Origin of the sequence: Sphingomonas sanguinis (genome assembly GCF_019297835.1) — a bacterium.
GTDB classification, from domain to species: Bacteria; Pseudomonadota; Alphaproteobacteria; order Sphingomonadales; family Sphingomonadaceae; genus Sphingomonas; species Sphingomonas sanguinis_D.
Map to the genome: position 1 here is coordinate 475,457 of NZ_CP079203.1, position 25,689 is coordinate 501,145.

28 protein-coding genes are annotated in these 25,689 nt (G+C 65.9%); 13 read left to right on the plus strand and 15 right to left on the minus strand.

Annotated features, from left to right (window positions below):
- The first annotated feature begins 45 nt into the window (after positions 1-45).
- Positions 46-924, plus strand: a complete 879-nt coding sequence (gene mtnP / locus KV697_RS01945; RefSeq protein ID WP_219019876.1) for an S-methyl-5'-thioadenosine phosphorylase — start codon at positions 46-48, stop codon at positions 922-924.
- A 3-nt stretch (positions 925-927) separates the two neighbouring features.
- Here the strand turns inward: mtnP and KV697_RS01950 are convergent, their stop codons facing one another.
- From KV697_RS01950 to KV697_RS01960, 3 genes are all read right to left on the minus strand, one after another.
- Positions 928-2,220, minus strand: coding sequence for an MFS transporter (locus KV697_RS01950; RefSeq protein WP_219019877.1), 1,293 nt, complete (start codon positions 2,218-2,220; stop codon positions 928-930).
- A gap of 41 nt (positions 2,221-2,261) precedes the next feature.
- Complete coding sequence (locus KV697_RS01955; RefSeq protein ID WP_219019878.1) at positions 2,262-3,749, minus strand: alginate export family protein; 1,488 nt, start codon at positions 3,747-3,749, stop codon at positions 2,262-2,264.
- A gap of 111 nt (positions 3,750-3,860) precedes the next feature.
- A complete protein-coding gene (locus KV697_RS01960; RefSeq protein ID WP_219019879.1) occupies positions 3,861-5,192 on the minus strand; it encodes a dicarboxylate/amino acid:cation symporter in 1,332 nt (443 codons plus the stop codon).
- Positions 5,193-5,400: 208 nt separating this feature from the next.
- Here KV697_RS01960 and KV697_RS01965 point away from each other — a divergent pair, with 208 nt between their 5' ends.
- From KV697_RS01965 to KV697_RS01985, 5 genes are all read left to right on the plus strand, one after another.
- Entirely contained in the window at positions 5,401-7,191 is a 1,791-nt protein-coding gene (locus tag KV697_RS01965) for a sensor histidine kinase (protein WP_219019880.1), read from the plus strand.
- The gene (locus tag KV697_RS01970) at positions 7,188-8,504 is read left to right on the plus strand and encodes a sigma-54-dependent transcriptional regulator (protein ID WP_219019881.1); all 1,317 of its coding nucleotides are present in this window, start codon (positions 7,188-7,190) and stop codon (positions 8,502-8,504) included. The genes KV697_RS01965 and KV697_RS01970 overlap by 4 nt, the downstream gene beginning before the upstream one ends.
- A gap of 70 nt (positions 8,505-8,574) precedes the next feature.
- The gene (locus KV697_RS01975) at positions 8,575-8,880 is read left to right on the plus strand and encodes a DUF485 domain-containing protein (RefSeq protein ID WP_219019882.1); all 306 of its coding nucleotides are present in this window, start codon (positions 8,575-8,577) and stop codon (positions 8,878-8,880) included.
- The gene (locus KV697_RS01980; RefSeq protein WP_219019883.1) at positions 8,877-10,580 is read left to right on the plus strand and encodes a cation acetate symporter; all 1,704 of its coding nucleotides are present in this window, start codon (positions 8,877-8,879) and stop codon (positions 10,578-10,580) included. The genes KV697_RS01975 and KV697_RS01980 overlap by 4 nt, the downstream gene beginning before the upstream one ends.
- Positions 10,581-10,676: 96 nt before the next feature.
- On the plus strand, positions 10,677-10,847 hold the full coding sequence (locus KV697_RS01985) for a hypothetical protein (protein WP_219019884.1): 171 nt from the start codon (positions 10,677-10,679) through the stop codon (positions 10,845-10,847).
- A gap of 11 nt (positions 10,848-10,858) precedes the next feature.
- On the opposite strand, the gene KV697_RS01990 is transcribed toward KV697_RS01985, so the two are convergent.
- A complete protein-coding gene (locus KV697_RS01990; RefSeq protein ID WP_219019885.1) occupies positions 10,859-12,169 on the minus strand; it encodes an MFS transporter in 1,311 nt (436 codons plus the stop codon).
- A gap of 114 nt (positions 12,170-12,283) precedes the next feature.
- On the opposite strand from KV697_RS01990, the gene pgsA reads away from it, so the two are divergent.
- The 3 genes from pgsA to KV697_RS02005 are packed head-to-tail and all read left to right on the plus strand — an operon-like array spanning position 12,284 to position 13,532.
- Positions 12,284-12,838 carry a CDP-diacylglycerol--glycerol-3-phosphate 3-phosphatidyltransferase gene (gene pgsA, locus KV697_RS01995; protein ID WP_219019886.1) on the plus strand — a complete coding sequence of 185 codons (555 nt, stop codon included), beginning with the start codon at positions 12,284-12,286 and terminating at the stop codon, positions 12,836-12,838.
- Positions 12,838-13,095: a molybdopterin converting factor subunit 1 gene (moaD, locus tag KV697_RS02000; protein ID WP_219019887.1), complete on the plus strand. Its 258-nt coding sequence runs from the start codon at positions 12,838-12,840 to the stop codon at positions 13,093-13,095. Before pgsA ends, moaD begins: the two co-directional genes overlap by 1 nt.
- Positions 13,092-13,532 carry a molybdenum cofactor biosynthesis protein MoaE gene (locus tag KV697_RS02005; protein ID WP_219019888.1) on the plus strand — a complete coding sequence of 147 codons (441 nt, stop codon included), beginning with the start codon at positions 13,092-13,094 and terminating at the stop codon, positions 13,530-13,532. The genes moaD and KV697_RS02005 overlap by 4 nt, the downstream gene beginning before the upstream one ends.
- Positions 13,533-13,583: 51 nt before the next feature.
- On the opposite strand, the gene KV697_RS02010 is transcribed toward KV697_RS02005, so the two are convergent.
- The 3 genes from KV697_RS02010 to KV697_RS02020 all read right to left on the minus strand — a co-directional run bounded on the left by KV697_RS02010 (position 13,584) and on the right by KV697_RS02020 (position 15,874).
- Positions 13,584-14,201 (minus strand): fasciclin domain-containing protein, encoded by a 618-nt coding sequence (locus KV697_RS02010; RefSeq protein WP_219019889.1) that lies wholly within the window; start codon positions 14,199-14,201, stop codon positions 13,584-13,586.
- Positions 14,202-14,315: 114 nt separating this feature from the next.
- Entirely contained in the window at positions 14,316-14,933 is a 618-nt protein-coding gene (locus tag KV697_RS02015; RefSeq protein WP_257575544.1) for a fasciclin domain-containing protein, read from the minus strand.
- Between the two features lie 38 nt (positions 14,934-14,971).
- Entirely contained in the window at positions 14,972-15,874 is a 903-nt protein-coding gene (locus tag KV697_RS02020) for a hydrogen peroxide-inducible genes activator (protein WP_219019890.1), read from the minus strand.
- A 152-nt stretch (positions 15,875-16,026) separates the two neighbouring features.
- Here KV697_RS02020 and KV697_RS02025 point away from each other — a divergent pair, with 152 nt between their 5' ends.
- Together KV697_RS02025 and KV697_RS02030 are read left to right on the plus strand one after the other, a co-directional pair.
- Positions 16,027-16,572, plus strand: a complete 546-nt coding sequence (locus KV697_RS02025) for a peroxiredoxin (protein ID WP_219019891.1) — start codon at positions 16,027-16,029, stop codon at positions 16,570-16,572.
- A gap of 123 nt (positions 16,573-16,695) precedes the next feature.
- Complete coding sequence (locus KV697_RS02030) at positions 16,696-17,217, plus strand: carboxymuconolactone decarboxylase family protein (RefSeq protein WP_056434968.1); 522 nt, start codon at positions 16,696-16,698, stop codon at positions 17,215-17,217.
- 111 nt (positions 17,218-17,328) lie between these two features.
- Here the strand turns inward: KV697_RS02030 and KV697_RS02035 are convergent, their stop codons facing one another.
- Positions 17,329-18,093 carry a sulfite exporter TauE/SafE family protein gene (locus KV697_RS02035; protein WP_219019892.1) on the minus strand — a complete coding sequence of 255 codons (765 nt, stop codon included), beginning with the start codon at positions 18,091-18,093 and terminating at the stop codon, positions 17,329-17,331.
- Between the two features lie 155 nt (positions 18,094-18,248).
- Between KV697_RS02035 and epsC the strand changes: the two genes are divergently transcribed.
- Complete coding sequence (gene epsC, locus KV697_RS02040) at positions 18,249-18,932, plus strand: serine O-acetyltransferase EpsC (protein WP_219019893.1); 684 nt, start codon at positions 18,249-18,251, stop codon at positions 18,930-18,932.
- Positions 18,932-19,264, plus strand: coding sequence for a DUF2794 domain-containing protein (locus KV697_RS02045; RefSeq protein ID WP_219019894.1), 333 nt, complete (start codon positions 18,932-18,934; stop codon positions 19,262-19,264). Before epsC ends, KV697_RS02045 begins: the two co-directional genes overlap by 1 nt.
- A gap of 71 nt (positions 19,265-19,335) precedes the next feature.
- Here KV697_RS02045 and KV697_RS02050 read toward each other — a convergent pair whose 3' ends face one another.
- The 7 genes from KV697_RS02050 to KV697_RS02080 form a co-directional block, all read right to left on the minus strand.
- The gene (locus KV697_RS02050; protein ID WP_219019895.1) at positions 19,336-19,707 is read right to left on the minus strand and encodes a hypothetical protein; all 372 of its coding nucleotides are present in this window, start codon (positions 19,705-19,707) and stop codon (positions 19,336-19,338) included.
- A 116-nt stretch (positions 19,708-19,823) separates the two neighbouring features.
- Positions 19,824-20,516 (minus strand): phosphate regulon transcriptional regulator PhoB, encoded by a 693-nt coding sequence (gene phoB / locus KV697_RS02055; RefSeq protein ID WP_219019896.1) that lies wholly within the window; start codon positions 20,514-20,516, stop codon positions 19,824-19,826.
- Between the two features lie 13 nt (positions 20,517-20,529).
- Positions 20,530-21,213 (minus strand): phosphate signaling complex protein PhoU, encoded by a 684-nt coding sequence (phoU, locus tag KV697_RS02060; protein ID WP_219019897.1) that lies wholly within the window; start codon positions 21,211-21,213, stop codon positions 20,530-20,532.
- Positions 21,214-21,224: 11 nt separating this feature from the next.
- Positions 21,225-21,989 (minus strand): phosphate ABC transporter ATP-binding protein PstB, encoded by a 765-nt coding sequence (gene pstB, locus KV697_RS02065; RefSeq protein WP_219021182.1) that lies wholly within the window; start codon positions 21,987-21,989, stop codon positions 21,225-21,227.
- Positions 21,983-23,248 (minus strand): phosphate ABC transporter permease PstA, encoded by a 1,266-nt coding sequence (gene pstA / locus KV697_RS02070; RefSeq protein ID WP_374011381.1) that lies wholly within the window; start codon positions 23,246-23,248, stop codon positions 21,983-21,985. Before pstA ends, pstB begins: the two co-directional genes overlap by 7 nt.
- On the minus strand, positions 23,241-24,617 hold the full coding sequence (gene pstC, locus KV697_RS02075; RefSeq protein WP_219019898.1) for a phosphate ABC transporter permease subunit PstC: 1,377 nt from the start codon (positions 24,615-24,617) through the stop codon (positions 23,241-23,243). The genes pstA and pstC overlap by 8 nt, the downstream gene beginning before the upstream one ends.
- Positions 24,614-25,660 (minus strand): substrate-binding domain-containing protein, encoded by a 1,047-nt coding sequence (locus tag KV697_RS02080; RefSeq protein WP_219019899.1) that lies wholly within the window; start codon positions 25,658-25,660, stop codon positions 24,614-24,616. Before KV697_RS02080 ends, pstC begins: the two co-directional genes overlap by 4 nt.
- Positions 25,661-25,689 lie beyond the last annotated feature (29 nt).

The window sequence follows — 25,689 nt, forward strand, 5'->3', positions numbered from 1 at the left end:
TCAGACGGAGCGCCTAACCGGCGCATGATGAAACAGGAGCGTGATATGACGGGCTGGACGATCGGGATCATCGGCGGCTCCGGCCTCTACGCGATCGATGCGCTGGAGGATGTCGAGACGCTGGTGCTCGATACCCCCTGGGGGGCGCCGTCCGATACGCTGGTGCGCGGGCGGATAGGCGAGGTGCGCTTCGTCTTCCTGCCCCGCCATGGCCGGGGGCACCGCCTGTCGCCGACCGAGGTGAATGCTCGCGCCAATATCCATGCGTTGAAGCTGGCGGGCTGTACCGACGTGCTGGCCATCTCCGCCATCGGGTCGCTTCGCGAGGAACTGCCGCCCGGCCACTTCGTTGCGGTCGACCAGTTCATCGACCGGACCGTTCATCGCGATACAAGCTTCTTCGGCGCCGGGCTGGTCGCCCATGTCTCGATGGCCGATCCGGTATGCCCGCGCCTGTCGACCTTGGCGGCACAGGCGGGCGAGCGGGCTGGCGCGCGGATGGTCCATGGCGGCACCTATCTGGCGATGGAGGGGCCACAATTCTCGACCCGGGCGGAGAGCCACCTCTATCGCCAATGGGGTGCCGATGTGATCGGCATGACCGCCATGCCGGAGGCCAAGCTCGCCCGCGAGGCGGAGCTACCCTATGCGCTGATCGGCATGGTCACCGATTACGACTGCTGGCGCGAAGACGAGGCGCATGTCGAGGTCGATGCGGTCCTGGCGCAACTCGGCGCCAATGCCGCCACCGCGCGGGCGCTGGTCGCGGAACTGGCGGCCATGCTGCCCGACGAGCGGACGGCGTCGCCGATCGACACGGTGCTGGATCAGGCGCTTATCACGCATATCTCGCATGTCGATCGGGCCAAGGCCGACAGCCTCGGCCCGATCGTGTCGCGCGTGCTGGCCACGCGGGGCGGCTGAGGATCAGTCCTCGACGATCTGGCTGTTCTTGCCCGTGTCGCGCATCCGCAGATACACGATCAGCGAGATGCCGATCATCGCGGTGACATACCAGTAGAAGCCCTGCTCGAAACCGGCCTTCTTGAACAGCAGGGCGACCGATTCCGCCGTGCCGCCGAAGATGGTGTTGGCGAGCGCATAGGGCAGGGCGACGCCCAGCGCCCGGATATGCGCCGGGAACAGCTCGGCCTTCACCACCGCGTTGATCGAGGTATAGCCGGTGACGATGATGAGCGCGCCCATGACCAGCGCGCCCGCGACGATGGGATCGCGCGTCGTCTCCAGCGTCGAGAAGATCGGATAGGTTAGCAGCACGCCCGCAATGCCGAACGCCACCATCAGCGGCTTGCGCCCGATCCGGTCGGACAGCCCGCCCGCCAGCGGCTGGAGCAGCATGAAGACGAACAGGGTAACGGCGTTGATCTGGCTGGCGACCTCCCGGCTGAAGCCGCTGGTGTTGACCAGGAACTTCTGCATGTAGATCGAATAGGCATAGAAGGCGAGCGTGCCACCGGCGGTCAGCAGCATGACCGTCAGCGTTTCCTTCGGATGCTTGCTGAACAGCTGGATCAGGCCCGACTTGGGCGCGTCGTCCTTTTGCGCATTCTTGAAGCTCTTGGTCTCGGCCAGGCCGCGCCGGATATAGAAGACGACGACGGCGAGGACGGCACCGACCGCGAACGGGATGCGCCAGCCCCATTCGTCCAGCGCCGCCTCGGACATGGTCGATTGCAGGATCAGCAGCACGCAGATGGCGAGCAACTGGCCAGAGATCAGGGTGACATATTGGAAGGACGAGAAGAAACCGCGCCGGTCCTTGCCCGCCATTTCGGACAGATAGGTCGCGCTCGCGCCATACTCGCCACCGACCGACAGGCCCTGCATCAGACGGGCCAGCACCAGCAGCGCCGGGGCGGCCAGGCCGATCGTCTGGTAACCCGGCGTGATCGCGATGATGAGCGAGCCTGCGCACATCAACGTGACCGACAGGCTAAGCCCGGCCTTGCGCCCCCGGCTGTCGGCATAGATCCCCATCACCCACGCGCCGATCGGCCGCATGATGAAGCCGACCGCGAACACGGCCGCCGCGCTCAGCAACTGGGCGGTGCGATCCTCCGACGGGAAGAAGTGCGGCGCGAAATAAAGGGTGAAGGCGGAGTAGACATACCAGTCAAACCATTCGACGAGATTGCCGGTCGAGCCACCGATAATGGCTTTCAGCCGCTCGCGCCCGGGATCGGCGGTGGTGCTGGTCATGTCATACTCCCCTTGACTGGTCCTGATCGGCCGCCCGCTTTTTAGAAGCGGAAGCTCAACCATCCTGCCCAGAAGTCCGAGCTTTTCAGATTGGCCCGCTGCAACACGGTGTCGGCCTTGAAATGTTCGTAACGCCCGACAAACGAAAGACGCGGCGTTATGGTCCATGTCGCCTGAAGACGGGCGACCTCGGCCACCTTCTTGCCCCGCACGTTCTGCGTTCCGGCGAGGGCAGCGCCGCTTGCGCGGTAGACGGCGTCGAACTCGTCGGGCCGCCAGGCAAAGCCGTATTCGGTCGCCAAGCGCACGCCCTTGATCGGCGTGAAGGTGAAGTTCGGCGCGGCGTACAGCAGGTTGGTCGGCGTCAGGAACAGGCCATAGCTGTAATAGATGTTGTTGCCGAATAGGCCGTTGGTCGTGTTCAGCTCACCCGTCCGCTGATAGGCGCCGCCGCCCGAGCCATAGTCGAAATGCGCGCCGACGCGCGGTGCGTCGGGCTTCTTACCCAGGCGATAGGTCTGCGCGATGAAGGCCTGCCACGCCTCGATCGGACGGTTGTTGAACGTGCCGCGCTGGTTGTTCACGGTCCAGTCGATATTGACCGGTCCGGCATCGCCATAAGCGTGCAGGCCGAGGAAATAGCGTTCCTCCAGTCCGGTCGTCGGACCCCAGACCGCCCGGCGGTTGCGGAGGCGCCAGATGAACGGGTCTAGATACAGCTTCGAGCCGCCGAACAGCTTGGGCGACAGGCGGAAGCCGAAGGTCGCACCCGTGAAGCGGACGTCCGGGTTGGTCTTGTCGTCGCCGATGCCCTTGAAGCCATAGGTGACGTAGTTGAGGTCGAACACGTCGATCCGCGCGTCCTTGCCACGGGCATAGGCGCGAACGCCGTCCAGCACGAAGTACAGCGTGTTGTTGTCGCGGCCGACAGTCAGCAGCTGCGGGCCGTCGAAAAATTCCTGACGACCGGCGCGCACGCCGACGTCCATGCCCAGCGCCTTGCCCTTCACTTCGGCAAAAAGCTGTTGAACGGCCAGCTGGTTGCGCAGGTTGCCGCCGGGGGTGCCTAGGTTGATGCCCTGGAGTTCCGCACGGCCCAGTTCGCCGAAGACACGGAAGTGATCGCCCAGATGGACGTCCGCGCCGCCGACGATGCGGGCGATGTCCTGACGCTGCTGCTGGACTTCGCGCAGATTGGGATTGGTGGTGATGTTGACGCGGGTGCGCAGCTCGCCCGAGAAGGTGACATAGGACTTGCCGTCCTCGGTTAGCTTCACGCATTTCAGCGCGTCGATGAAATCGTCACGCTTGGCCGGGTCGCAATATTTGCGCCAGTCCTCGGCCCAGCGCGACTGGTTGTAGCCGCCAACCGTATTGCCGTCGCCCGCCGCGCTCGTCGGATAGGCGGTGGCGGCCGGGCTGGCGGGTTCTGCCATGGCCTTGGGCGTGACGGTCTGTGCTGCTGCCGGGGTCATGCCGACCCCGATCGCCGTCACCATGGCGGTGCCGGCAAGCCAAAGAAACTTCATGAAATATCCCCCTCAATCAAACCAATCTGTCGTCGTGTCGATTGCCTTATCGCGTCCTGGTAAACAAATGACCCGGCCGATGCGAACGGCCGGGTCGTGTCGGGATGCGGATCAGGCGATGGCGGGATGGACGGTGGCAGGGTTGGGCAGGATCGGCTTGCCGTTCAGCGCGGCGTCCAACGCGTCCTTGTCGAGTGCGCCTTCCCAACGGGCGACCACGACGGTGGCGACCGCATTGCCGATGAAGTTGGTCAGGCTGCGGCATTCGGACATGAAGCGGTCGACGCCGAGGATCAGCGCCATGCCGGCCACCGGCACGTCCGGCACGATCGACAGGGTGGCGGCGAGGGTGATGAAACCCGCGCCGGTCACGCCCGCCGCGCCCTTGGACGAAAGCATCGCGACGAGCAGCAGGGCCAGCTGCTGGCCGAGCGACAGGTCGACGCCGCAGGCCTGGGCGATGAACAGCGCGGCCAGCGTCATGTAGATGTTGGTGCCGTCGAGGTTGAAGGAGTAGCCGGTCGGGACGACTAGGCCGACGACCGACTTCTCGCAACCGGCCTTTTCCATCTTCTGTAGAAGGCTGGGCAGCGCGGCTTCGGACGACGAGGTGCCGAGGACGAGCAGCAGCTCGGCCTTGAGGTAGCGGATCAGCTTCAGGACCGAGAAGCCGTTGGCGCGGGCGATGGTGCCCAGCACGACGACGACGAACAGGATCGAGGTAAGGTAGAAGGTTGCGACCAGCGCGCCGAGATTGACGAGGCTGCCGACGCCGTACTTGCCGATGGTGAAGGCGATGGCACCGAAGGCACCGATCGGCGCGGCACGCATCAGGATGCCGACCATGCGGAAGACGACGACGCTGATCCGCTCCAGGCTGTTGAGCAGCGGGCGGGCGGGCTCGCCGACCAGCGCCATCGAGATGCCGAACAGGATCGCGACCATCAGCACCTGCAGGATGTTGCCCTGGGTGAAGGCGCTGACCAGCGTGTCGGGGATGATCCCCAACAGGAAGCCGGTGACGGTCGTGTCATGCGCCTTGGCGGTATATTCGGCGATCGAACCGACCTTCAGCGTGGCGGGATCGATGTTCATGCCCGCGCCCGGCTGGACGACATTGGCGACGATCAGGCCGACGACCAGTGCGAAGGTCGACACGGTGATGAAGTAGAAGAACGCCTTGCCCGCGACGCGGCCGACCGAACCCAGTTCGCGCATACCGGCGATGCCGGTGACGACGGTCAGGAAGATGACGGGGGCGATGATCATTTTCACCAGCTTGATGAAGGCATCGCCGATCGGCTTCAGCGACTCGCCGAAGCTCGGCCAAAAATGACCGATGATCGCGCCCAGCGCGATCGCGAACAGAACCTGTACATATAGGTGGGACCAGATCCGCGCCCGGCGGGGCGCCTCTGCTACGGCATAATCTTGGGCGATCATGGCTTTTCGACATCCTCTACAAAAGGTGGGCCGGACGCGGTTGGCCGCGCTTCCGATTGCAGTCAGTGTGCGAAATGCTGCCGGGCATTACAAATTTCTTTAAAAGGCATCTAAAGCATTGATAATAAACGGCAAAAGCTAGTTTTCCTGCTGATTCCGCGCGAAAATCCGCATGGCGTTTGGGGGTGTGTTGCGATATTTCGCACATATGCAGTCCCTGCCCAATCCCGGTGGCGCGGTCGTCCGGCGCCATGCCCTGCCGCTGATCGCGGTGGTGCTGTTGACGATCGCGATCGGATCGCTGTTGCGGGTCTACGCCCATCGTCAGGCGGTCACCGGCCTTCGCGACGACGCCCATCGCATCGCCCGTCAGGAAGAGAGGCTGCTCAACAGCGAATTGCAGCGCTTTCGCCTTCTGCCCATCGTGCTGGTCGAATATCCCGATGTCGGCGACGCCTTGCGGAACGGATCGGTCGAAGCGGCCGAGCGGCTGAACGAGAAGCTGCGGGGCCTGGCGGAGCGGACCGGCGCGCCGGTGATCTATGCCATCGATCGGCAGGGGCGCACGGTTTCCGCTTCCAACGCTGGCAAGGCGGATAGCTTTGTCGGGCGGGATTACGGCTTTCGCCCCTATTTCCGCCAGGCGATGGAGACGGGCACGGCTGAATATTTCGCGCTGGGCAATACCAGCCACAAGCCCGGCCTGTTCCTCGCACGCCGTATCGGCCCGGCTAGCGCGCCCGACGGCGTGGTCGTCGTGAAGGTCGAGTTTGCGCGGATGGTACAGGCTTGGGCGTCCGATGCGGGGCAGACGCTGCTGCTCGACGACCATGGCGTCGCCGTGGTCACCACCGATCCCGCCGCCGAGTTCACTCTGACCCGCCCGCTGACCCCTTCGGCCAAGGCGGCGATCCGCCAGAGCCAGCAATTCGGCAATATCGTGCTTCGCCCCGGTCCCTATCGAATCACGGGCGTCGATGCGATCGATCGGGAGGGGCTTCGCTATGTCGTCGGGACGACGCCGGCCCCGCTTCCCCGGTGGCAGCTCGTTCACGTCCTGCCCACCAAACCCGCGCTGAAGGACGCGGAGGGCTGGGTCCGCTCGGTGACGGCGCTGATCGCGATCGGGCTGATCGGGATGACCCTGCTGGCGATCTGGCGGCGGACGCGCGCCGAACGCGCGGCATTGGCGCGCGAGGCGCTGGAGGAAGAGGTCGCCCGGCGCACCGCCGAATTGCGCGCGACCAACGACCAGCTGACGGTCGAGATTTCCGAGCGTATCCGTGCCGACCAGCGTTTCCGCGCGGCGCGCGAGGAACTGGCGCAGGCCAATCGGCTGGGGTCGCTCGGCTCGATCACGGCGGGCGTGGCGCATGAAATCAACCAGCCGGTGGCGGCGATCCGCACGCTGGCCGACAATGCCCGCACCTTCCTGTCGCGTGACAAGCCGGACAAGGCGGCGGGCAATCTGGCCACCATCGTCGAGCTGACCGAGCGGATCGGCTCGATCGTTCAGGAGATGCGCCGCTTCGTCCGGCGTGGCACCCACGGCCTGGGGCCGGTGTCGCTGGATGCGGTGCTGGACGGTACGATGCTGCTGATCGGCGACCGGTTCCGGACCGCAGGGGTCGCACTGGAGCGCCCCAGGGGCGGGGCGCTGCCGCAGGTCGTCGCCGGGCGCGTCCGGCTGGAGCAGGTGCTGGTCAATCTGCTCCAGAATGCGCTGGACGCAGTGGCGGAAAGCCCGTCGCCACGCGTGCGGTTGACCGTGGTGGAGCATAGCAACGGGGTCGAACTGACCGTCGAGGATAACGGCCCCGGCCTGGACCCGGCGATTGCGACCGAGATTTTCACCCCCTTCGTGACCGGCAAGCCCGATGGGCTGGGGCTGGGCCTGGGAATTGCGCGGGATATCATGACGGAGTTTGGCGGCATGCTGGAAACCATCCCCTCTGCGCTGGGCGGCGCGGGCTTTCGTTTAAGGATGCGCCGGGCATGAGCGAGACGTTGCGGGTTCTTCTGGTCGACGACGACACGGTGCTGCGGCAGGCGCTGGCTCAATCGTTCGAGCTGGCCGGGATTGATGTCGAGGCGCATGGCGACCCGTTGGCGGCGCTCGCGACGATCACCGCCGATTTCCCCGGCATGGTCGTGTCGGACATACGGATGCCCGGCATAGACGGGATCGAATTGTCGAGGCGGGTCGCCGCCATCGATTCCGAAATTCCAGTGATCCTGATGACCGGCCATGGCGACGTGCCGATGGCGGTCGCCGCGCTGAAACAGGGTGTCTATGATTTCGTCGCCAAGCCCTTTGCCGCCGACCACCTGATCTCCAGCGCCGAGCGCGCGCTGGAGATGCGGCGGCTGGTCCTCGACAATCGGCGTCTGCGACAGGCGGCGGAGGAGGCACAGGGCGCCTATCCGTTGATCGGTGAGACGCCGGTGATGATGCGGCTGCGCGATACGGTGCGGCAGGTGGCGCACGCCGATGTCGATGTGCTGGTCGAGGGAGAGACGGGGACCGGTAAGGAACTGGTCGCACTGCTGCTCCACCGCTGGAGCGCCAGGCGCACGCGGCCCTTCATCGCGGTCGACTGCGCCGCCCTGCCCGAGGCGATCGCCGAGGACGAGCTGTTCGGCCAGGCGCATGGCCGGACGCCGGGGCGCATCGCGGCGGCGCATCGCGGGACGCTGTTCCTGGACGAGGTCGACAGCATGGCCCCGGCGCTGCAGGGCCGGATGCTACGCGTGGTCGAGGAACGCGAGGTCCGAGCGATCGGGGCGGAGGACCCGCAACTGCTCGACCTGCGTATCGTCGCGGCCGCCAAGTCCGATCTGGCCCGCGCGGTGGAGGAGGGGCGTTTCCGCGCCGACTTGCTCTACCGGCTGGACGCGGTGCGGCTGCGCGTGCCGCCGTTGCGCGAGCGGCGGGCCGACGTTCCGTTGCTCTTCGCCCATTTCCTGCGCGAGGCGGCGGAGCGGTTCGGACGGCCGGTGCCGATGATCGACGGCGGCATCCAGGCGCGGCTGCTGTCGCACGACTGGCCCGGCAATGTCCGCGAGGTGCGCAACTATGCCAATCGCGTCGCGCTGGGCCTGTTCGGGGACGCACGCGAGGCGGGCGATCCGCTACCCCTGCCCGAGCGGGTGGAGCAGTTTGAGGGCGCAACGATCCGCGCGGTGCTGGAGGAGGTGGCAGGCGATGTCCGCGCCGCGCTCGCCATTCTCGGTATTCCGCGCAAGACCTTTTACGACAAAGTCGCGCGCCACGGCATCGACCTGAACGCCTATCGCCCCAATCGCGCTTGACGTTACGGCGGGGGCGGGGGAGCATGGCGGCCACGACACCGATCTACGGTGCGGGGGTTAGGAGAATGCCATGGAGGATGCCGCAGCCCGTCTGGCCCGCGATCCGCGCTACGTCGCGCTCGTTCGCAGGCGAGGGCGCTTTACGACCATCCTGACGGTCATCATGCTGATCGTCTATTTCGGGTTCGTCCTGACAATCGCCTTCGACAAGGCGCTGCTGGCCCGGTCGGTCAGCGGAGGCGCGACGAGCTGGGGTATTCCGGTCGGCCTGGGGGTGATCGCGCTCGCGATCCTATTGACCGGCCTTTACGTCTGGCGCGCCAATCGCGATTTCGATCCGGTGATCGACGCGCTCCGGGCGGAGTATGGCGCATGAGGCGCGGGGGCATCGCGTTCGCCGCATCGCTGGCGTTCCTGCCGATCTCGGCGGCCGAGGCTCATGCCATCGGTCCTGCCGTCCAGCAGGCGACGAACTGGACCGCGATCGGCATGTTCGCGGCCTTTGTCGCGCTGACGCTGGCTATCACCCGCTGGGCCGCGCGGCGAACCCGGACGGCCTCCGATTTCTATACGGCCGGGGGCGGGATTACCGGCTTCCAGAACGGCCTGGCGATCGCGGGCGACTTCATGTCCGCCGCATCCTTCCTGGGCATTTCGGCGCAGATCTATGCCGATGGCTATGACGGGCTGATCTATTCGATCGGCTTTCTCGTCGGCTGGCCGATCCTGTTGTTCCTGATGGCCGAGCGGCTGCGTAATCTGGGGCGGTTCACTTTCGCCGATGTCGCGTCGTTCCGCTTCGCCCAGACGCCGGTGCGGATGGTGGCGGCCTGTTCGACGCTGCTCGTCGTCCTGTTCTATCTGATCGCGCAGATGGTCGGGGCGGGGCAGTTGATCCGTCTGCTGTTCGGCCTGCCCTATGGCTATGCGGTGATCATCGTCGGCGTGCTGATGACGATGTACGTCCTGTTCGGCGGCATGACCGCTACGACCTGGGTCCAGATCGTCAAGGCCATGATGCTGCTCGGCGCGGCCAGCTTCATGGCGATCGCGGTGCTGGCGCGGTTCGGGTTCAGCCCCGAAGCGCTGTTCGCGCGCGCGGTCGAGGTGAAGACGGCGCTGGCGGCTCTCGCAGGCGCGGGGCCGGACGAAGCCGTCACTAAGGGGCGGGCGATCATGGGGCCGGGCGGGTTCATCAAGGACCCCATCTCCGCCATCTCGATCGGGGCCGCGCTGATGTTCGGCACGGCGGGCCTGCCGCATATCCTGATGCGCTTCTTCACCGTGCCCAATGCCAAGGCGGCGCGCAGCTCGGTGCTGTGGGCGACGGGCTGGATCGGTTATTTCTACATCCTGACCTTCGTCATCGGCTTCGGCGCGATCGTCTTGGTCGCTACCGATCCCAGCTTCCTCGATGCGGAGGGCGCGCTGCGCGGGGGCAGCAACATGGCGGCGATCCATCTGGCGCAGGCGGTCGGGGGTAATCTGTTCCTGGGCTTCATCTCCGCGGTGGCGTTCGCGACCATCCTTGCGGTCGTCGCGGGCCTGACCCTGTCGGGGGCCTCGGCGGTCAGTCATGACCTCTATGCGACCGTCATCAAGAAGGGGAAGGCGGACTCCGCCTCGGAGCTTCGCGTGTCGCGGATCACGGTGCTGGTGCTGGCCGTTGTCGCAATCCTGCTGGGTATCTTGTTCGAGAAGCAGAATGTCGCCTTCATGGTCAGCCTAGCCTTCGCGCTGGCGGCGTCGGCCAATTTTCCGGTGCTGTTCCTGTCGCTGCTTTGGTCGGGCTGCACGACACGGGGCGTGGTCGCGGGTGGCCTGGTCGGGCTGCTGACCGCCCTGGTGCTGACCATCCTGTCGCCCGCCATCTGGGTGGCGGTGTTGGGCCATGCCGCGCCGATCTTCCCCTATGGCTCGCCGACCATCTTCTCGATGCCGCTGGCGTTTCTGACCATCTGGCTGGTGTCGATCACTGACCGGACCGGCCGTGCGGCGGTCGACAAGGCAGGCTATCCGGCGCAGCGCATCCGTTCGGAGACGGGCATCGGCGCCTCGGGCGCACACGAGCATTGAGCCATTGTCCCCGCTGTCTCTTAACGGGGCAGCGGGGACAGACGGCCCGATATCGGGCCGCTGCCGAAACGGTAAACGAGACGTTAACAGGGGGCTATGAAACGCCGCCTAGTCCTGACCAACGAAGCTGCCCGCCACCCCTTTCGGCGCACGCTGCCGCCAGCCGTTTCGCAACGACGCCGACGGCAGGATGACGATCAGGATATCCGGCTGTTCGTACTGAGCTTCACGGCCTTCTTCATCTGCATCTACACGTTCCTGTTCTGAGCTGGCCCGTTTCAGGCAGGCTCGACGGAAACGTCGCCGCAGGCGCGGTGCAGGAGTAACGCCAGCCAGGCCGAGACCAGGCACATGCCCGCCACGACGAACAGCATGTCGGAGGACGACACGCCAGCTGCGCTGATCGCAAAGGCCAGCACCGATCCGATCGTCATCGCGAAACAGTTGACGATGTTGTTCGCCGCCACGGTCCGCGCGGTCTGGTCCTTTTCGACCGTCGTGGTCAGGAAGGCATAGAGCGGTACCACGAACATGCCCCCGGTCGTGGCGATCGCCAGCAGCGTGGCGAGGATACCGATCGCGCGCGGCTCGGCCAGGAAGGCCTGCCAGCTATACAGGCCGCCGCCCGCCGCCGGGGTCCAGTTGCGGCACAGGAACGAGAACAGCACGACGAACGCGCCCATCGCGATCACCGACATCGGCGAATAGCGCGCCGAAATCTCGCCCTTCAACATCGTGTTGATGACCACCGACCCGATCGCGACGCCGATCGAGAAGATCGCGATCGCCAGGCTGGCCACTTCCTTGTCCGCCGTCAGGACATTCTTCACCAGCGGCGGGAAGATGATGATGAGGACCGCGCCGATCGTCCAGAAGAAGCTGATCGCGATGATCGCCAGGAACAGGCGGCGGATGTGCAGCGTCGCCGAGATCAGTCGCCACGACGCGGTGAACGGATTGTAGTTGAGCTTCAGCGGCGGTCCCTCGCGCGGGGCGGGGGGGACCTGCCGCCCCAGGAACCAGCCGATCCCGGCGACCACCAGCACGCCGATCGCTGCCGCCTCGATGGGAATCCAGCCCGCCGCGACCGTGCCGAGCAGGATCGCCAGATAGGTCCCCGCCTCGACCAGGCCGGTGCCGCCCAGAATGTCTTCAGGTTCCAGATGCTGCGGAAGGATGGCGTATTTGATCGGCCCGAAAAAGGTCGAATGTACGCCCAGTGCCAGCACCGTGCCGAGCATCAGCGCCAGCCCGGCCGTGGTATATCCCGCCTTGGCGATCAGCAGGCCGCCCGCGCCCACCAGCATGATGCCGATCTCGACCGTTTTGACGATGCGGATGATCCGCGCCTTGTCATGGCTGTCCGCCAATTGGCCGGACAAAGCCGACAGGAAGACGAAGGGCAGGATGGCGGCGCCGGTCGCGGCGCAGTTGAAATAGAATTCGGAATGGGGGTCGGTGAAAATCGCATAGGTCGCGAACAGCACCATCGACGTCTTGAACAGATTGTCGTTGAAAGCGCCGAGAAACTGGGTGGCAAACAGCGGCAGAAAGCGTCGCTGTTTGAGAAGCCCGAGGGCATTGAGCATAACGAAAAATGGCCCGATCGTGGCAACAGGATGACACCAACATAGCTATGCGTACCCGTATCGCCAACCGCTTAAAGCGGTTTGTCATGGGCGAACGAGCGGTTAGAAGGCGACATGCTGACGCTGCCCAACCTGTTAACGCTCTCGCGAATCCTGGCCGTGCCGTTGCTGGCGGGGCTGTTGTGGCAACCCGAATGGGCGCTGGGCTATGGCATCGCTTTCGCGCTCTACTGCCTGATGGGCATTACCGACTATTTCGACGGTTATCTCGCCCGCGCGCAGGGGGCGGTGTCGAAGCTGGGCGTCTTCCTCGATCCCATCGCCGACAAGATCATGGTCGCCTCGGTCATCCTGGTGCTGGTCGCGGTGCAGGTGCTGAGCGGGCTGAGCGTGGTCGCGGGCCTCGTCATCCTGCTGCGCGAGATCGCGGTGTCGGGGCTTCGTGAGTTTCTGGCGCAGTTGCAGGTGTCGGTGCCCGTATCGCGGCTGGCCAAGTGGAAGACGACGCTGCAACTCATCGCGTTGGGCGGCCTGATCCTGGGCGGCGCGCTGCCCGGTTGGCCGTGGCTGCACGAGGCGGCGCTGGCGGCGCTCTGGGCGGCGGCGGTGCTGACCCTCGTGACCGGATGGGACTATCTGCGCGTCGGCCTCAAGCACATGGATAGCTGATGACGTTGACGATCCTGTATTTCGCCTGGGTGCGCGAGCGCATCGGGCAGGCCGAAGAAACGGTGACGTTGCCCGACCATGTGGCGACGGTTGCCGATCTGGTGGCGTGGTTGGCGACGCGTGGCGGCGGCTATGCGGAGGCGATGGCGGCGCCCGAGCGGCTGCGGGCGGCGGTGGACCAGAATTTCGTCCCCCTCGATACGCCCATCGGCAACGCCCGTGAGGTTGCGATCTTCCCGCCGGTGACGGGCGGATGATCCGGATTCTCGTTTCGGTCGCCCCCATCGACCTTGCCGACGAAATGGCAAGGATCGAGGGGCAGGATGTCGGCGCGGTGGCTAGCTTTTGTGGGCTGGTCCGTGCCGATGACGGCGTGGATACCCTTGAACTCGAACATTATCCGGGCGCGACCGAGGCTGCGTTGGACCGGATCGCGCGCGAAGCCGTCGAGCGCTGGTCGCTGCAGGCCGCGACGATCATCCACCGGGTCGGCCCGATGCGGCCGGGCGAGCGGATCGTGCTGGTGCTGGCCGCGGCCCCCCATCGTCGGGATGCGCTGGACGCTTGCGCCTATCTTATCGATCGTCTGAAGACCGATGCGCCCTTCTGGAAGCGTGAGACGCGGGGGGATGACGCCCGCTGGGTCGAGGCGCGCAAGAGCGACACGGCCGCCGCCGAACGCTGGACCGCATAGAAAAAGGCGAGGCCGAAGCCCCGCCTTTCCCTGTTTCGACCAATTTGCGGTTTAGCCGATCTTCGGCACGTTGATGCCATTGGTCAGGTGCACGACGCCGTTTGTGGCATCGACATCGGCCTTGTCGACATAGGCTTTCTGGCCGTTCACGTCGGTCAGCATGATGTTGCCGTTCGGGCCGAGCTGCGCGGTCAGCGGCTGCCCTGCCAGCGTGGTCAGCGTAGCGGTGCCGTTACCCGCCGTGATCTGAGCCTTGAGTTGCTCGGCGGTCAGCTTGCCCGGTACGACATGGTATTTCAGGATCGTCGCCAGCGTCGCCTTGGCTTCCGGCTTGCTGAGCGTGTCGAGCGCGCCCGGCGGCATACGGCTGAACGCTTCGTTGCTGGGGGCGAAGACAGTGAAGGGGCCGGGGCCGGACAGGTCGGCGGTCAGGCCGGCCGCCGTGACGAGCTTGGCCAGCGTGCTGCGATCCGGGGTTGCGGCGAGGACCTGAACGATCGTGCCGGTCGCGGCCGGCGTTGCGGTCGTCGGCGCGGCAGGGGCCGTCTGGGCTGGTGCAGCCTGGGTGGGCGCCGTCGGCGCAGGCGCAGTCGGCGCGGTCTGGGCAACGGCGGCGCCCGCGCCCGTCAGGGCGGTGGCGGACAGAAGGATGGCAAAGGTCTTCAACATGAAAAGAATACTCCCGTTCTTCTGGCGGCGGAGCGAAGTCGCGTCGCACCGCATGGTGAAGGGCAGGCCAACCGTTCCTGAGGCGAAACGGCCGTCCTGCGGGGAGTAACGCACTTAATCCAGTTTTGGTACCAAGACACCGTTGACGATGTGAATGACGCCGTTCGCCTGTGGCATGTCGCCCGCTTCGATATAGCTCTTGTTGCCGCTGCTGTCGGTGAGCGTGATGACCGATTGGGTCATGCTGACGGTTAGCCATTCGCCCTGCACCGTCAGCAGCTTCGCGGTGCCGCCGCCCGCGGCGATCTTTTCCTGAAGATCGGCGATCCCGACGATGCCTGGCACCATATGGAAGCGGATCAGCTTGACCAGCGAGTCGCGGTTGGCGGGCTGGAGCAACTGGTCCTGCACGCCGGGCGCCAGCCGGGCGAACGCCTCGTTCGACGGTGCGAACAGCGTATAGGGGCCGGGGCCTGCCAGCGTCGTCGCCAGACCCGCTGCCCGGATCGCGGCGACGAGCGAGGAGAGCGAGGGCGTCGCGGTGGCATTGTCCAGGATCGTCCGCGTCGGCACCATCGGCTGATCGGGCTGGGGCGCCGGGATCGTCACGGCGGGCGTGCTGGACGGGGCCGCAGGGGCCTGCCGCAGATCTCGCCCGCCTCCGCACGCACTCAACCCGACCAGAGCGAGGAGCGGCAGAACGGCCATCAGCCGCCGAGCATTATGGGTCATGGGCGAAATCTCCTGATGATGGGATGATATCGAAGGGGTCAGGCCGCTTCGGCCAGAACTTGGGCGAGCAGGCGGAAATCCTTTTCCCGCGGGCTGGCGCGACGCCAGACCAGCGCGATCTTGCGCATCGCATTCTCGGCGTCGAGCGGGCGGGCGGTGATCTGGGTATTGTCGAGTATACCCGAGCGTAGCGCCATTTCGGGCAGCATCGTCATGCCCAGGCCATTGTCGACCATCTGGACGATGGTGTGGAGCGAGGTGCCCAGCATCGTCGCCTCGGCGCGCAGTTCTGGCCGGTTACAGGCGGCGAGCGCATGATCCTTCAGACAATGACCGTCCTCCAGCAACAGCAGCCGGGCCTCATCGATCGCCGAGGCGGGAATCGCGGCGGGCGGCGAGAGATCGTCGTCCGTCGGGAAGGCGACGAACAGCCGGTCGTCGAAAAGCGGCTCGGCCGTCACCTCGCCACAGGCATAGGGAAGCGCCAGCAGCACGCAGTCGGTCCGCCCATTATGGAGGCGCTCGCAGGCGGGGCCACTTGGTTCCTCGCGCAGGAACAGCTTCAGGTCGGGATAGTCCCGGCGCAGGCGCGGCAGGATACGGGGCAGCATGAACGGCGCGATGGTCGGGATCACCGACATGCGCATCTCGCCCGACAGCGGCCGCCCGGCCGCGCGCGCCATATCGCCCAGCTCGTCCGCTTCGCGCAACACGCGGCGCGCCTTGTCTGCGATCCGCTCGCCCAGCGGGGTGAAGCGCACGACTCGCCGAGTCCGCTCGACGAGCGTCACGCCGATCAGCGTTTCCAGCTCGCGAAGGCCCGCCGACAGGGTGGATTGCGTAACGAAACACGCGTCCGCCGCCCGGCCGAAATGGCCGTGGTCCTGCAAGGCCACGAGATATTGTAACTGTTTCAACGTAGGTAGGTAGGTCGCGGCCATTGATCGTCTCAGTCGATTGCGCTGTGACAAATAGCTTGTTGGATCAAAGGCGCCAGTCCCCATATCTGTCGCGGCAACGAATACAGGCGGTCCACCGCCGATCGTGAGAGGATGGCTGAAGCCCGATTTTTTTAGAATGGAGGCTCATTGCCATGTTGACCGTTGGAGACAAGCTCCCCGCATTCACCGTTCCCGTCCAGCAGGGCACCAACGCGCTGCCCGCCGGCGAGACGATCAGCGACACCTCCTATGAGGGCAAGTGGAAGGTCCTGTTCTACTGGCCGAAGGACTTCACCTTCGTCTGCCCGACCGAAATCGTGGGCTATTCCGAGCTGAAGAGCGATTTCGAGGATCGCGACGCCGTGCTGATCGGCGCGTCGACCGACACCGCGCATGTCCACCTGGCATGGCGCAAGTCGGACCCGGATCTGGCCGCGGCCGATTTCCCCTGGATCGCCGACAATGGCCGCGTCCTGGCCGATGCGCTGGGCATCGTCGACAAGAATGAGCATGTCGCGTACCGCGCGACCTTCATCATCGACCCCGACAATGTCATCCAGCATGTCACGATCAACGGCCTGAACGTCGGCCGTAACCCGGCCGAAACGCTGCGTGTCCTCGACGCGCTGCAGACCGACGAGCTGTGCCCGTGCAACTGGAACAAGGGCGACGACGTCCTCCAGCTCGCCGCCGAGTAATCCTGTCGTCCGGGGGCGGCGACGTCCCCGGGCCCACCATTTCCGACGCCCCGGCGAGGGTCGCTGATCGCGTGCGGTCGGTGGCCCGGACTGGGGCGTCGTTTATCCGGAGCAATCCCTTTCATGTCGCTCAAGGAATTTGCCGGGCAGCTGCCCGACTTCGCCAAGGACATCCGCCTCAACGTCGGCTCGCTGCTGAACGAGCCGGTGCTGAACGATCAGCGCAAGTACGGCCTGCTGCTCGCCTGTGCGCATGGCACCGGCCACAAGCCACTGGTCGAGGCCGCCGAGGCGGAATGCGCCCCCAAGCTGTCGCCCGAGGCCGCCAATGCGGCGCGCGCGGCGGCAGCGGTGATGGCGATGAACAATGTCTATTACCGCTTCACCCACTTGGCCGGGAACCAAGAATATCGCAACATGCCCGCCAAGCTGCGCATGAACGTGATCGGCGCACCGGGCATCGACAAGATCGATTTCGAGCTGTTCAGCCTGGCCGTATCGGCGATCAACGGCTGCGGCATGTGCATCGACGCGCATGAGGCGGTGCTGAAGAAAGCCGGCGCGTCGGCCGAGGTCATCCAGACGGCCGTTCGCATCGCAGCGGTGATGCAGGCCGTGGCGACCGTTCACTCGGCGATCGCGTAATATTCCTCCCCTGTAAGGGGAGGGGGACCGCCGCAAAGCGGTGGTGGAGGGGTGTCCCACACCCCTCCGTCAGTCCTACGGACTGCCACCTCCCCTTGCAGGGGAGGAAAATCAGCCCTTGATCGCCTGATACAGCCCCCAAAGGCTGGTCAACGTCAGGATCACCCCGACAAGCGTCAACAGCATCCGCGCCGGAACCCGCTTGGCGAGCATCGCGCCAAACGGCGCCGCGCAGATGCCGCCGATCAGCAGCCCGACCGTTGCCATGGTGAAGGCACCCCAGCCGAGCTGGGTGATGAACGTCGCCGAGATGGTCGCCGTCAGAAAGAATTCGGCGGTGTTGACCGTGCCGATCGTCGTTCTCGGCGCAGCGCCCTGCGCTAGCAGGTTGGACGTGACGACCGGCCCCCAGCCACCGCCGCCCGCCGCATCCAGAAACCCGCCGAGAAAACCCAGCGGCTCGACGACCTTAGGCTCCCGCGTGGCCGCCTTGTGCCGCCAGGCCCGGATCAGCAGATAGATGCCGATGCCGGTCAGATAGGCGAGGATGAAGGGCTTCACCACGGCGGCATCGATGTTGGACAGGACATAGGCGCCCAGCGCCCCGCCGATCACGCCGGGAATCATCAACCGCAGGAACAGCCGCCAGTTGACGTTGCGATGGACCGCATGGCTGATCCCGGAGACGGCGGTGGTGAACGTCTCGACGCTGTGCACCCCCGCAGAGGCGGCGGCGGGCGGCACGCCCAGGCTGATGAGCAATGTGTTGGAGATTACCCCGAAGGCCATGCCCAGCGCGCCGTCGACCACCTGCGCGGCAAAGCCCACGGCCACGAACGGCAGGATGTGGATCAGCTCGGTACTGGTCGGGTCCATCATGTCTCCTGTGCTTTATGACCGGCGGCCATGCCGTGTCCCAGGCAACGCTGCAACCGCGATAGAGTTTGGCCGACCCCAAGCGAAGGCAGGGTCGATCTGGATTTCGCCTGAACCTATGCCTAAATGCGCATATCGCATCTGGGGACATGCTCATGCCGAGCCGATTGGCCGCTTATCTCGATTCGATCCGGGCGCGCGATCCCGCTCCGCATTCGCGTGCCGAAATTTTGCTGTACCCCGGTGTCTGGGCGCTGGCCGGGCACCGGATCGCGCATCGACTTTACAAGTCGCGGGCGTTTTTCCTCGCGCGGCTGGTCAATCACTTCACCCGCTTCCTGACGGCGATCGACATTCATCCCGGCGCAAAGATCGGGCGAAACTTCTTCATCGACCATGGCTTCGTGGTGATCGGCGAGACGGCGGAGATCGGCGACGACGTCACCATCTATCAGTGCGTGACGCTGGGTGGCACCAGCCCGGACAATGGCGTGGCGGGCAAGCGCCACCCGACGCTGATGGACGGCGCCATCGTCGGATCGGGCGCGCAGGTTCTGGGGCCGATCACCGTCGGTCCCCGCGCGCGGGTCGGTGCGAATGCGGTCGTCACGCGCGATGTGCCCGAGGGCGCGGTCATGGTCGGCATCCCGGCGCGCCCGACGATGGTCGAGGGCGGCGCGGCTCCGGAGCCGCGCTTCGTCCCCTATGGCACACCCTGTTCGGAAATCTTCGACCCCCAGACCCAGAAGATCGAAATGCTTCGTTGCGAGCTGGAGACGATGCGGCGGCGGCTGGACGCGGCGCTGGCCGAGCGGGGCGACGAGCGCGATCGGGCCTGATGGGGATCGTACCCTTTCCAAAGACGGCGGGGCAGGTAGGGTTCGACCGCGCCGAGCTGACTCGCATCCTCGACCTCTATGGCCGGATGGTCGCGGCGGGGCATTGGCGGGACTATGCGATGGACATGGGGCGGGACGCGGCGATCTTTTCTGCTTTCCGCCGCGCGGCGGAGCGGCCGGAGTTCCGGATCGAGAAGCGCCCAGCTTTGCGCAACCGTCAGGGCATGTGGGCGCTGATTGGCGAGGGCGGGGCGGTGTTGAAGCGCGGTCATGAGCTGGGGCCGGTGCTGGCCCCGGTCGAGCGGCGGTTGATGAAGCTGGTCGAAGAATAACCCTTCCCAACGAAAAAGCGCCGGTTCCTGTTGGGAACCGACGCCTTTTTCACAGCCGGGTGATGGGCCGATTACTTGCCGCCACGCTGACGGCACTGGTCATACTGACCCTTTTTGCAGATCGGATAGCTCTTCAGCGGAGCCGGGGCGGGGTAAGCCTGCTCGGGGCTGGGCGCCTGCTTGAAGACGATCGGCGCGCCGGCCTGCGGCGGCGATGCCATGGGCGGCTGGGCGGGCTGATAGCCGCCGGCGGTCATCGTGCCAGCGGTTGCCGCGGCATTGGCCTGCATCGAGCCCGACGCGTCGGTCTGCGTCGTCGTCGTGTCCGTCTGGGTCGAGGCGCCGGCCTGCATCCCCGCCTGGGCGGTGGTGTCGGTCTGGGTCTGCTGAGCCATAGCGGGCGCCGCCATCAGAGCGGTGGCGGCCAGAAAAACGAGCTTCATGCGAATCTCCTGTTCAGAAGCGCAAGGTGTAAGCGCGGGGGCAGAACGCCCCATGCCGCACTTGGCTCCCTCGTTTCGCTTGCGACCCGATCCTGACCGCCTTTTCACATCGGCGATCAGCCGCCCGCGTCGAGCGAATAGCCCGCCGAGCGCACCGTGCGGATGATGTCGGGCCGGTCGCCGATATTGATCGCCTTGCGCAGGCGACGGATATGCACGTCGACCGTCCGGCTCTCGATATCCGAGTCATGCCCCCAGACCGCATCGAGAAGCCGCTCGCGCGAGAAGACCCAGCCCGGATGCTCCAGGAAATGCTTGAGCAGGCGGAACTCGGTTGGCCCGAGCGAAACGACTTCGCCTGCACGGCGGACCTTGTGGCCGACCGTATCCATTTCGATGTCCGCGTAAACCAGTGCCTCGCCCGCCAGTGCCGGGCGCACCCGGCGCAGCACCGCGCCGACGCGGGCGACCAGCTCACGCGGGGAGAAGGGCTTGGTGACATAGTCGTCCGCGCCCGTTTCCAGCCCGCGTACCCGGTCCTCTTCCTCACCGCGCGCGGTCAGCATGATGATCGGCACGTTCGCCGTCTCGGGTGAGCGACGCAGGCGGCGGCAGACCTCGATCCCCGAAATCCCCTCGACCATCCAGTCGAGCAGGACGATATCGGGCGTGCTCTCGCGTGCCAACAGCAACGCTTCCTCGCCGTCCGGGGTATGCGTGACCTCGAAATCCTCGCGCTTGAAATGGAAGACGAGCAGTTCCGCGAGTGCGGCGTCGTCTTCGACCAGCAACATCTTTACCCGTGCCATGGTGCCTGTTCCCTCAAGAAGGCAAGGAGCCGCCGCGGTCACGCTCGCCCATTTGCGTGCCGGTGGCGGCGAAATAGACCATCTCCGCGACGTTGGTCGCATGGTCGCCGATGCGTTCGAGATTCTTCGCGATGAACAGCAGGTGCGCGACCTGCCCGATCGTCTTGGGATTCTCGACCATATGGGTGACGAGCGTGCGGAAGATGGAATCGTAGAAATCGTCGAGCGCGTTGTCGCTGTCGCGGACCCGCACCGCCGCCTCGGCATCGCGCGCGGCGAACGCGTCGAGCACGTCATGCACCATCGCAGAGGCGATCTTGGCCATGGCGGGCAGGATCGAGACCGGCTCGATCCGGTCCTCGCTCTCGATCATCGGCACGCGCTTGGCGATGTTCTTGGCATAGTCGCCGATCCGCTCGACCACGCTGGCGATCTTCAACGCCGCGACGACCTCGCGCAGGTCGTTGGCCATCGGGGCCCGGAGCGCGATGGTGCGCACCGCCAGCCGCTCGACCTCCGCCTCGATCAGGTCGATCGCCTTGTCGTCCTCGCGAACCTTGCGCGCCAGTTCCAGGTCGGAGCGTTGCAGCGCCTTGATGGCATTGGCGATCGCTTCCTCGGCCAACCCGCCCATCTGGCTGATCAGCCCGCGCAGGCGGCCGATGTCGTTGTCGAAGGCTTTTACGGTGTGGTCCATGATCCTCGTCCTCAGCCGTAACGGCCGGTAATATAGTCCTTCGTCCGCTCTTCCTTCGGGTTCGTGAAGATGTCGGACGTCTTGCCGTACTCGACCAAGGTGCCGAGGTGGAAAAAGGCTGTACGCTGCGAGACGCGGGCGGCCTGCTGCATATTGTGGGTGACGATCGCGATGGCGTAGCGGCCGCGCAGGTCGTGGATCAATTCCTCGATCCGCGCGGTCGCGATCGGGTCGAGCGCGCTGCACGGCTCGTCCATCAGGATCACTTCCGGGTCGACCGCGATGGCGCGCGCGATGCACAACCGCTGCTGCTGGCCGCCCGACAGCGCGGTGCCGCTTTCCGACAGCCGGTCCTTCACCTCGTTCCACAGGCCCGCACGGGTCAGCGAACGCTCGACGATCGCGTCCATCTCACTGCGGGAGGTCGCGAGGCCGTGGATGCGCGGGCCGTAGGCGACATTCTCATAGATCGACTTGGGGAAGGGGTTCGGTTTCTGGAAAACCATGCCGACGCGCGCGCGCAGCTGCACCACGTCCATTTCGGGCGCGTAGATGTCCTGCCCGTCGAGCCGGACGTCGCCCGAAACACGCGCCGAGGGGATGGTGTCGTTCATCCGGTTGAGCGTGCGCAGGAAGGTCGACTTGCCGCAGCCCGAGGGGCCGATGAAGGCGATCACATGGTCCATGTCGACATCGATCGAGATGTCGTGGATCGCCTGCTTGGCGCCGTAAGACACGCTGACGTTGCGCGCGGTTATCTTGGGGGTACTCACCAGCGTGTCTCGAACCGATTGCGGAGGTAGATGGCCAGCCCGTTCATCGCGAGCAGGAAGACGAGCAGGACGATGATCGCGGCCGAGGTCTTCTCGATGAAGCCGCGATCCACCTGATCCGACCAGAGGAATATCTGGACCGGCAGCACGGTCGCCGGATCGGTCAGCCCGCGCGGCGGCGCGGCGATGAAGGCGCGCATCCCGATCATCAGCAGCGGCGCGGTCTCGCCCAGCGCCCGTGCCATGCCGATGATGGTGCCGGTCAGGATGCCGGGCAGGGCGAGCGGCAGGACGTGATGGAAGATCACCTGCACCCGCGACGCGCCCACCGCCAGCGCGGCGTCGCGGATCGAGGGCGGCACCGCCTTGATCGCATTGCGCCCGGCGATGACGATCACCGGCATGGTCATCAGCGCCAGCGTCAGGCCGCCGACCAGCGGAGCCGAACGCGGCAGGCCGAAGGTACCGAGGAACACCGCCAACCCCAGAAGGCCGAAGATGATCGAGGGAACGGCCGCGAGGTTGTTGATCGACACCTCGATCATGTCGGTCCAGCGGTTCTTCGGTGCGATCTCTTCCAGATAGAGCGCAGCCAGCACGCCGATCGGGAAGGCGAGGGCCAGCGTCACCACCATGGTCAACAGCGACCCCTTGGCCGCACCCCAGATGCCGACCCGCGTCGGATCGGTGGCGTCGGCATCCTTCAGGAAGCCCATATCCCAGCCGGTCGACAGCAGGCCGCGTTTTTCAAGCTGCGCAACGACCCGCTCGGCCTCCGGCGTTCCCACGCCCTTTGCGGCCACATCATAACGGCTGGCGAGCGGCAACTCGAACCGGACGGTGCGGTGGAGCAGGCCGGGATCGGCCTTGATCGCGTCACGCACGACGATCCACGCGCCGGGTGAGAGCAGATCGCTTCCCATCGATCCGAAGGCGGTGGTCGCGGCGGTATCGACCGCATTTTCCAGTCCCGCCCCGGCCAGTGCCAGATCGGCGCCGCGCCCCTTCAATCGGGCAGGCTCGATGGGCAGATCGGCGGCAGCGAGGTTGACCGGCATGGTTACGCGCGTTTCGGTAAAGCCGCGAAGCCCCTGCGCCAGCATGGTGATGAGCAGGAAAGCGAGGAACGCGGCCGACAGTGCGACCGCCGCCGCCCCGAGCCGCCGGAAACGACGCTCGGCGGCATAACGCCGACGCAGGCGGCGGGCCATGGCAGGGCTGTTCCACCCTGCGGCCGAAGGCGGGGTGGGCGGCTTATTCATAGGTTTCCCGATACCGCTTCACCACGTTGAGCGCGACGATGTTGAGCAGCAGCGTGATGAGAAAGAGCGTCAGGCCCAGCGCGAAGGCGGCCAGCGTCTTGGGGCTGTCGAACTCGGCCTCGCCGGTCAGCAGGTCGACGATCTGGCGGGTGACGGTGGTCGTGCTGGCAAAGGGATTGGCGGTCAGCGTGGCGACGCCGCTCGCTGCCATGACGACGATCATCGTCTCGCCGATCGCGCGGCTGACTGCGAGCAATATGCCGCCAACGACGCCGGGCAGGGCGGCGGGCAGCATGACGCGGGTGATCGTCTCGGACGGCGTCGCGCCCATCGCCAGGCTGCCGTCCCGCATCGAACTGGGCACGGCCGCCAGGCTGTCGTCGGCCATGGACGAGACGAAGGGGATGATCATCACCCCCATGACCAGCCCGGCGGCCAGCGCGCTTTCCGACGAGGCCCAGTCGATGCCGATCGCAACCGCGAACTGTCGTACGGCGGGGGCGACGGTCAACGCGGCGAAATAGCCGTAGACGACGGTCGGAATACCCGCGAGCACCTCCAGCACCGGCTTCATGATCCGGCGGGCACGGGGCGCGGCATATTGGGTCAGATAGATGGCGCTCATCAGGCCGAAGGGGATGGCGACCGCCATGGCGATGACGGCCCCGATGAAGAAGGTACCCCAGAACAGAGGCACCGCGCCAAGAGACGCGCCGGGATGGCGCGGATCGATCGACTGGGGACTCCAGTGGGTACCGAAGAGGAATTCGGTGAGCGGCACGACCGAGAAGAACCGCCCCGCCTCATAGAGCAGAGAGGCTACGATGCCTGCGGTGGTCAGGATCGCGATCAGCGACGCCCCCAGTAACAGGCCCAACACGACGCGTTCGATCCGGGTGCGCGCCGAAAACTCGGGTCGGACCTGAAGATAGGCATAGGCCCCACCCGCCAGCGCCAGCAGCAGGACGATCGCGGTGGCGATCCAGTCGATCCGCGTCTGCGCGGCGTCATAGGCGGGCGCAAGGGTGTGCGACAAAGCGTGGAATGCGCCCTGTGCCTGCCCGGCCGCCAGCGCGCGCGCCTCGGACAGGATGGCCGCCCGCTCGAACCCCGGCGGGGGGAGTTGCACGGCGGCGGGCGCTTTCAGCACGATGTCGGTGACGAGCGCGGGCGACGTCGCCGCCCAGATCGCCAGGAAGAGCAGCGGCGGCACTGCCGTCCACAGCGCGACGTACCAGCCATGATGATGCGGCAGCGAACTCGCGCGCGTCCCCGACCGACGCCGGAAGCCGAGCGCGTGCATCCGGGTTGATGCCCAGGCGATGATGCCCAGCCCGATGGTCAGGATGAGAAGGACGACGCCGTTCATGACGGCAGGCTCGCCGGATCGAGCGGCGTTTCGCGGGCGATGATGGCGCGCGAACGGGCCTGAATGGCGGGCGGCGAGGCGATCAGGCCCCGGCGGACCAGCGGACCATTTTTGCCCCAGTTGTCGGCATAGAGGCGCAGGAAAGCGCGCAAGCCCGGAATGGCGTCGAGATGCGCCTTCTTCACATAGACATAGAGCGGGCGCGATCCGGGATAGCGGTCGGCCGCGATGGCGTCATAGGTCGGCTTGACGCCGTTGATCGTAACCCCGTCGACGGTCTGGCTGTTTTCCTCGAGGTAGGAATAGCCGAAGACACCCAGCGCGTCCGGATTGGCCTGTAGCTTCTGGACGATCAGATTGTCGTTCTCACCCGCGTCAATATAGGCGCCGTCTTCTCGCACGCGCGTGCAGAACAGGCGGTGCGCTTCGGGATTGCGGGCCGCGAGGGCAGGCGCACCCGGCTCGACCGCATCGCATCCCTTCGCCAGGATCAGTTCGGCCAAAGCATCGCGGGTGCCGCTGGTCGCAGGCGGGCCGTAGACCTGGATCGGAATGGCGGGCAGCGACGGATTGACGTCGGCCCAGGTGCGTGCCCTATTCGGCTTGCCGCCGGGATGTGCCGCCAGCGCGCGATAGATGTCGACCGAGGTCAGTGCCATGTGCGGCCCGCGCCGGGACTCGGCAAAGGCAATGCCGTCGATCCCGATCTGGATTTCGAGCAGTTCGCCCGCGCCATGCGCCGCGCAGTCGCGATACTCGCTGGCCTTCATCCGGCGCGACGCGTCTTCCAGATCGGGATGCGCCGCCCCGATCCCGGCGCAGAACAGCTTCATACCCGCACCCGTGCCCGTCGACTCGATCACCGGCGCCTTGGCATCCGGATCGGCAGCGACGAACCGCTCGGCGATGATCGTGGTGAAGGGATAGACGGTCGACGAGCCGACAGCCGTGATCTGGTCCCGCACGCCCGCGCCGCCGCCATTGGCCTGATCGTAGCAGGCCGCCAGCGCGAATATCGCGGCGAGAAGGCAGGGCAGGCGCATCAAAATCCTTGGAAACACCGGAACGGGTG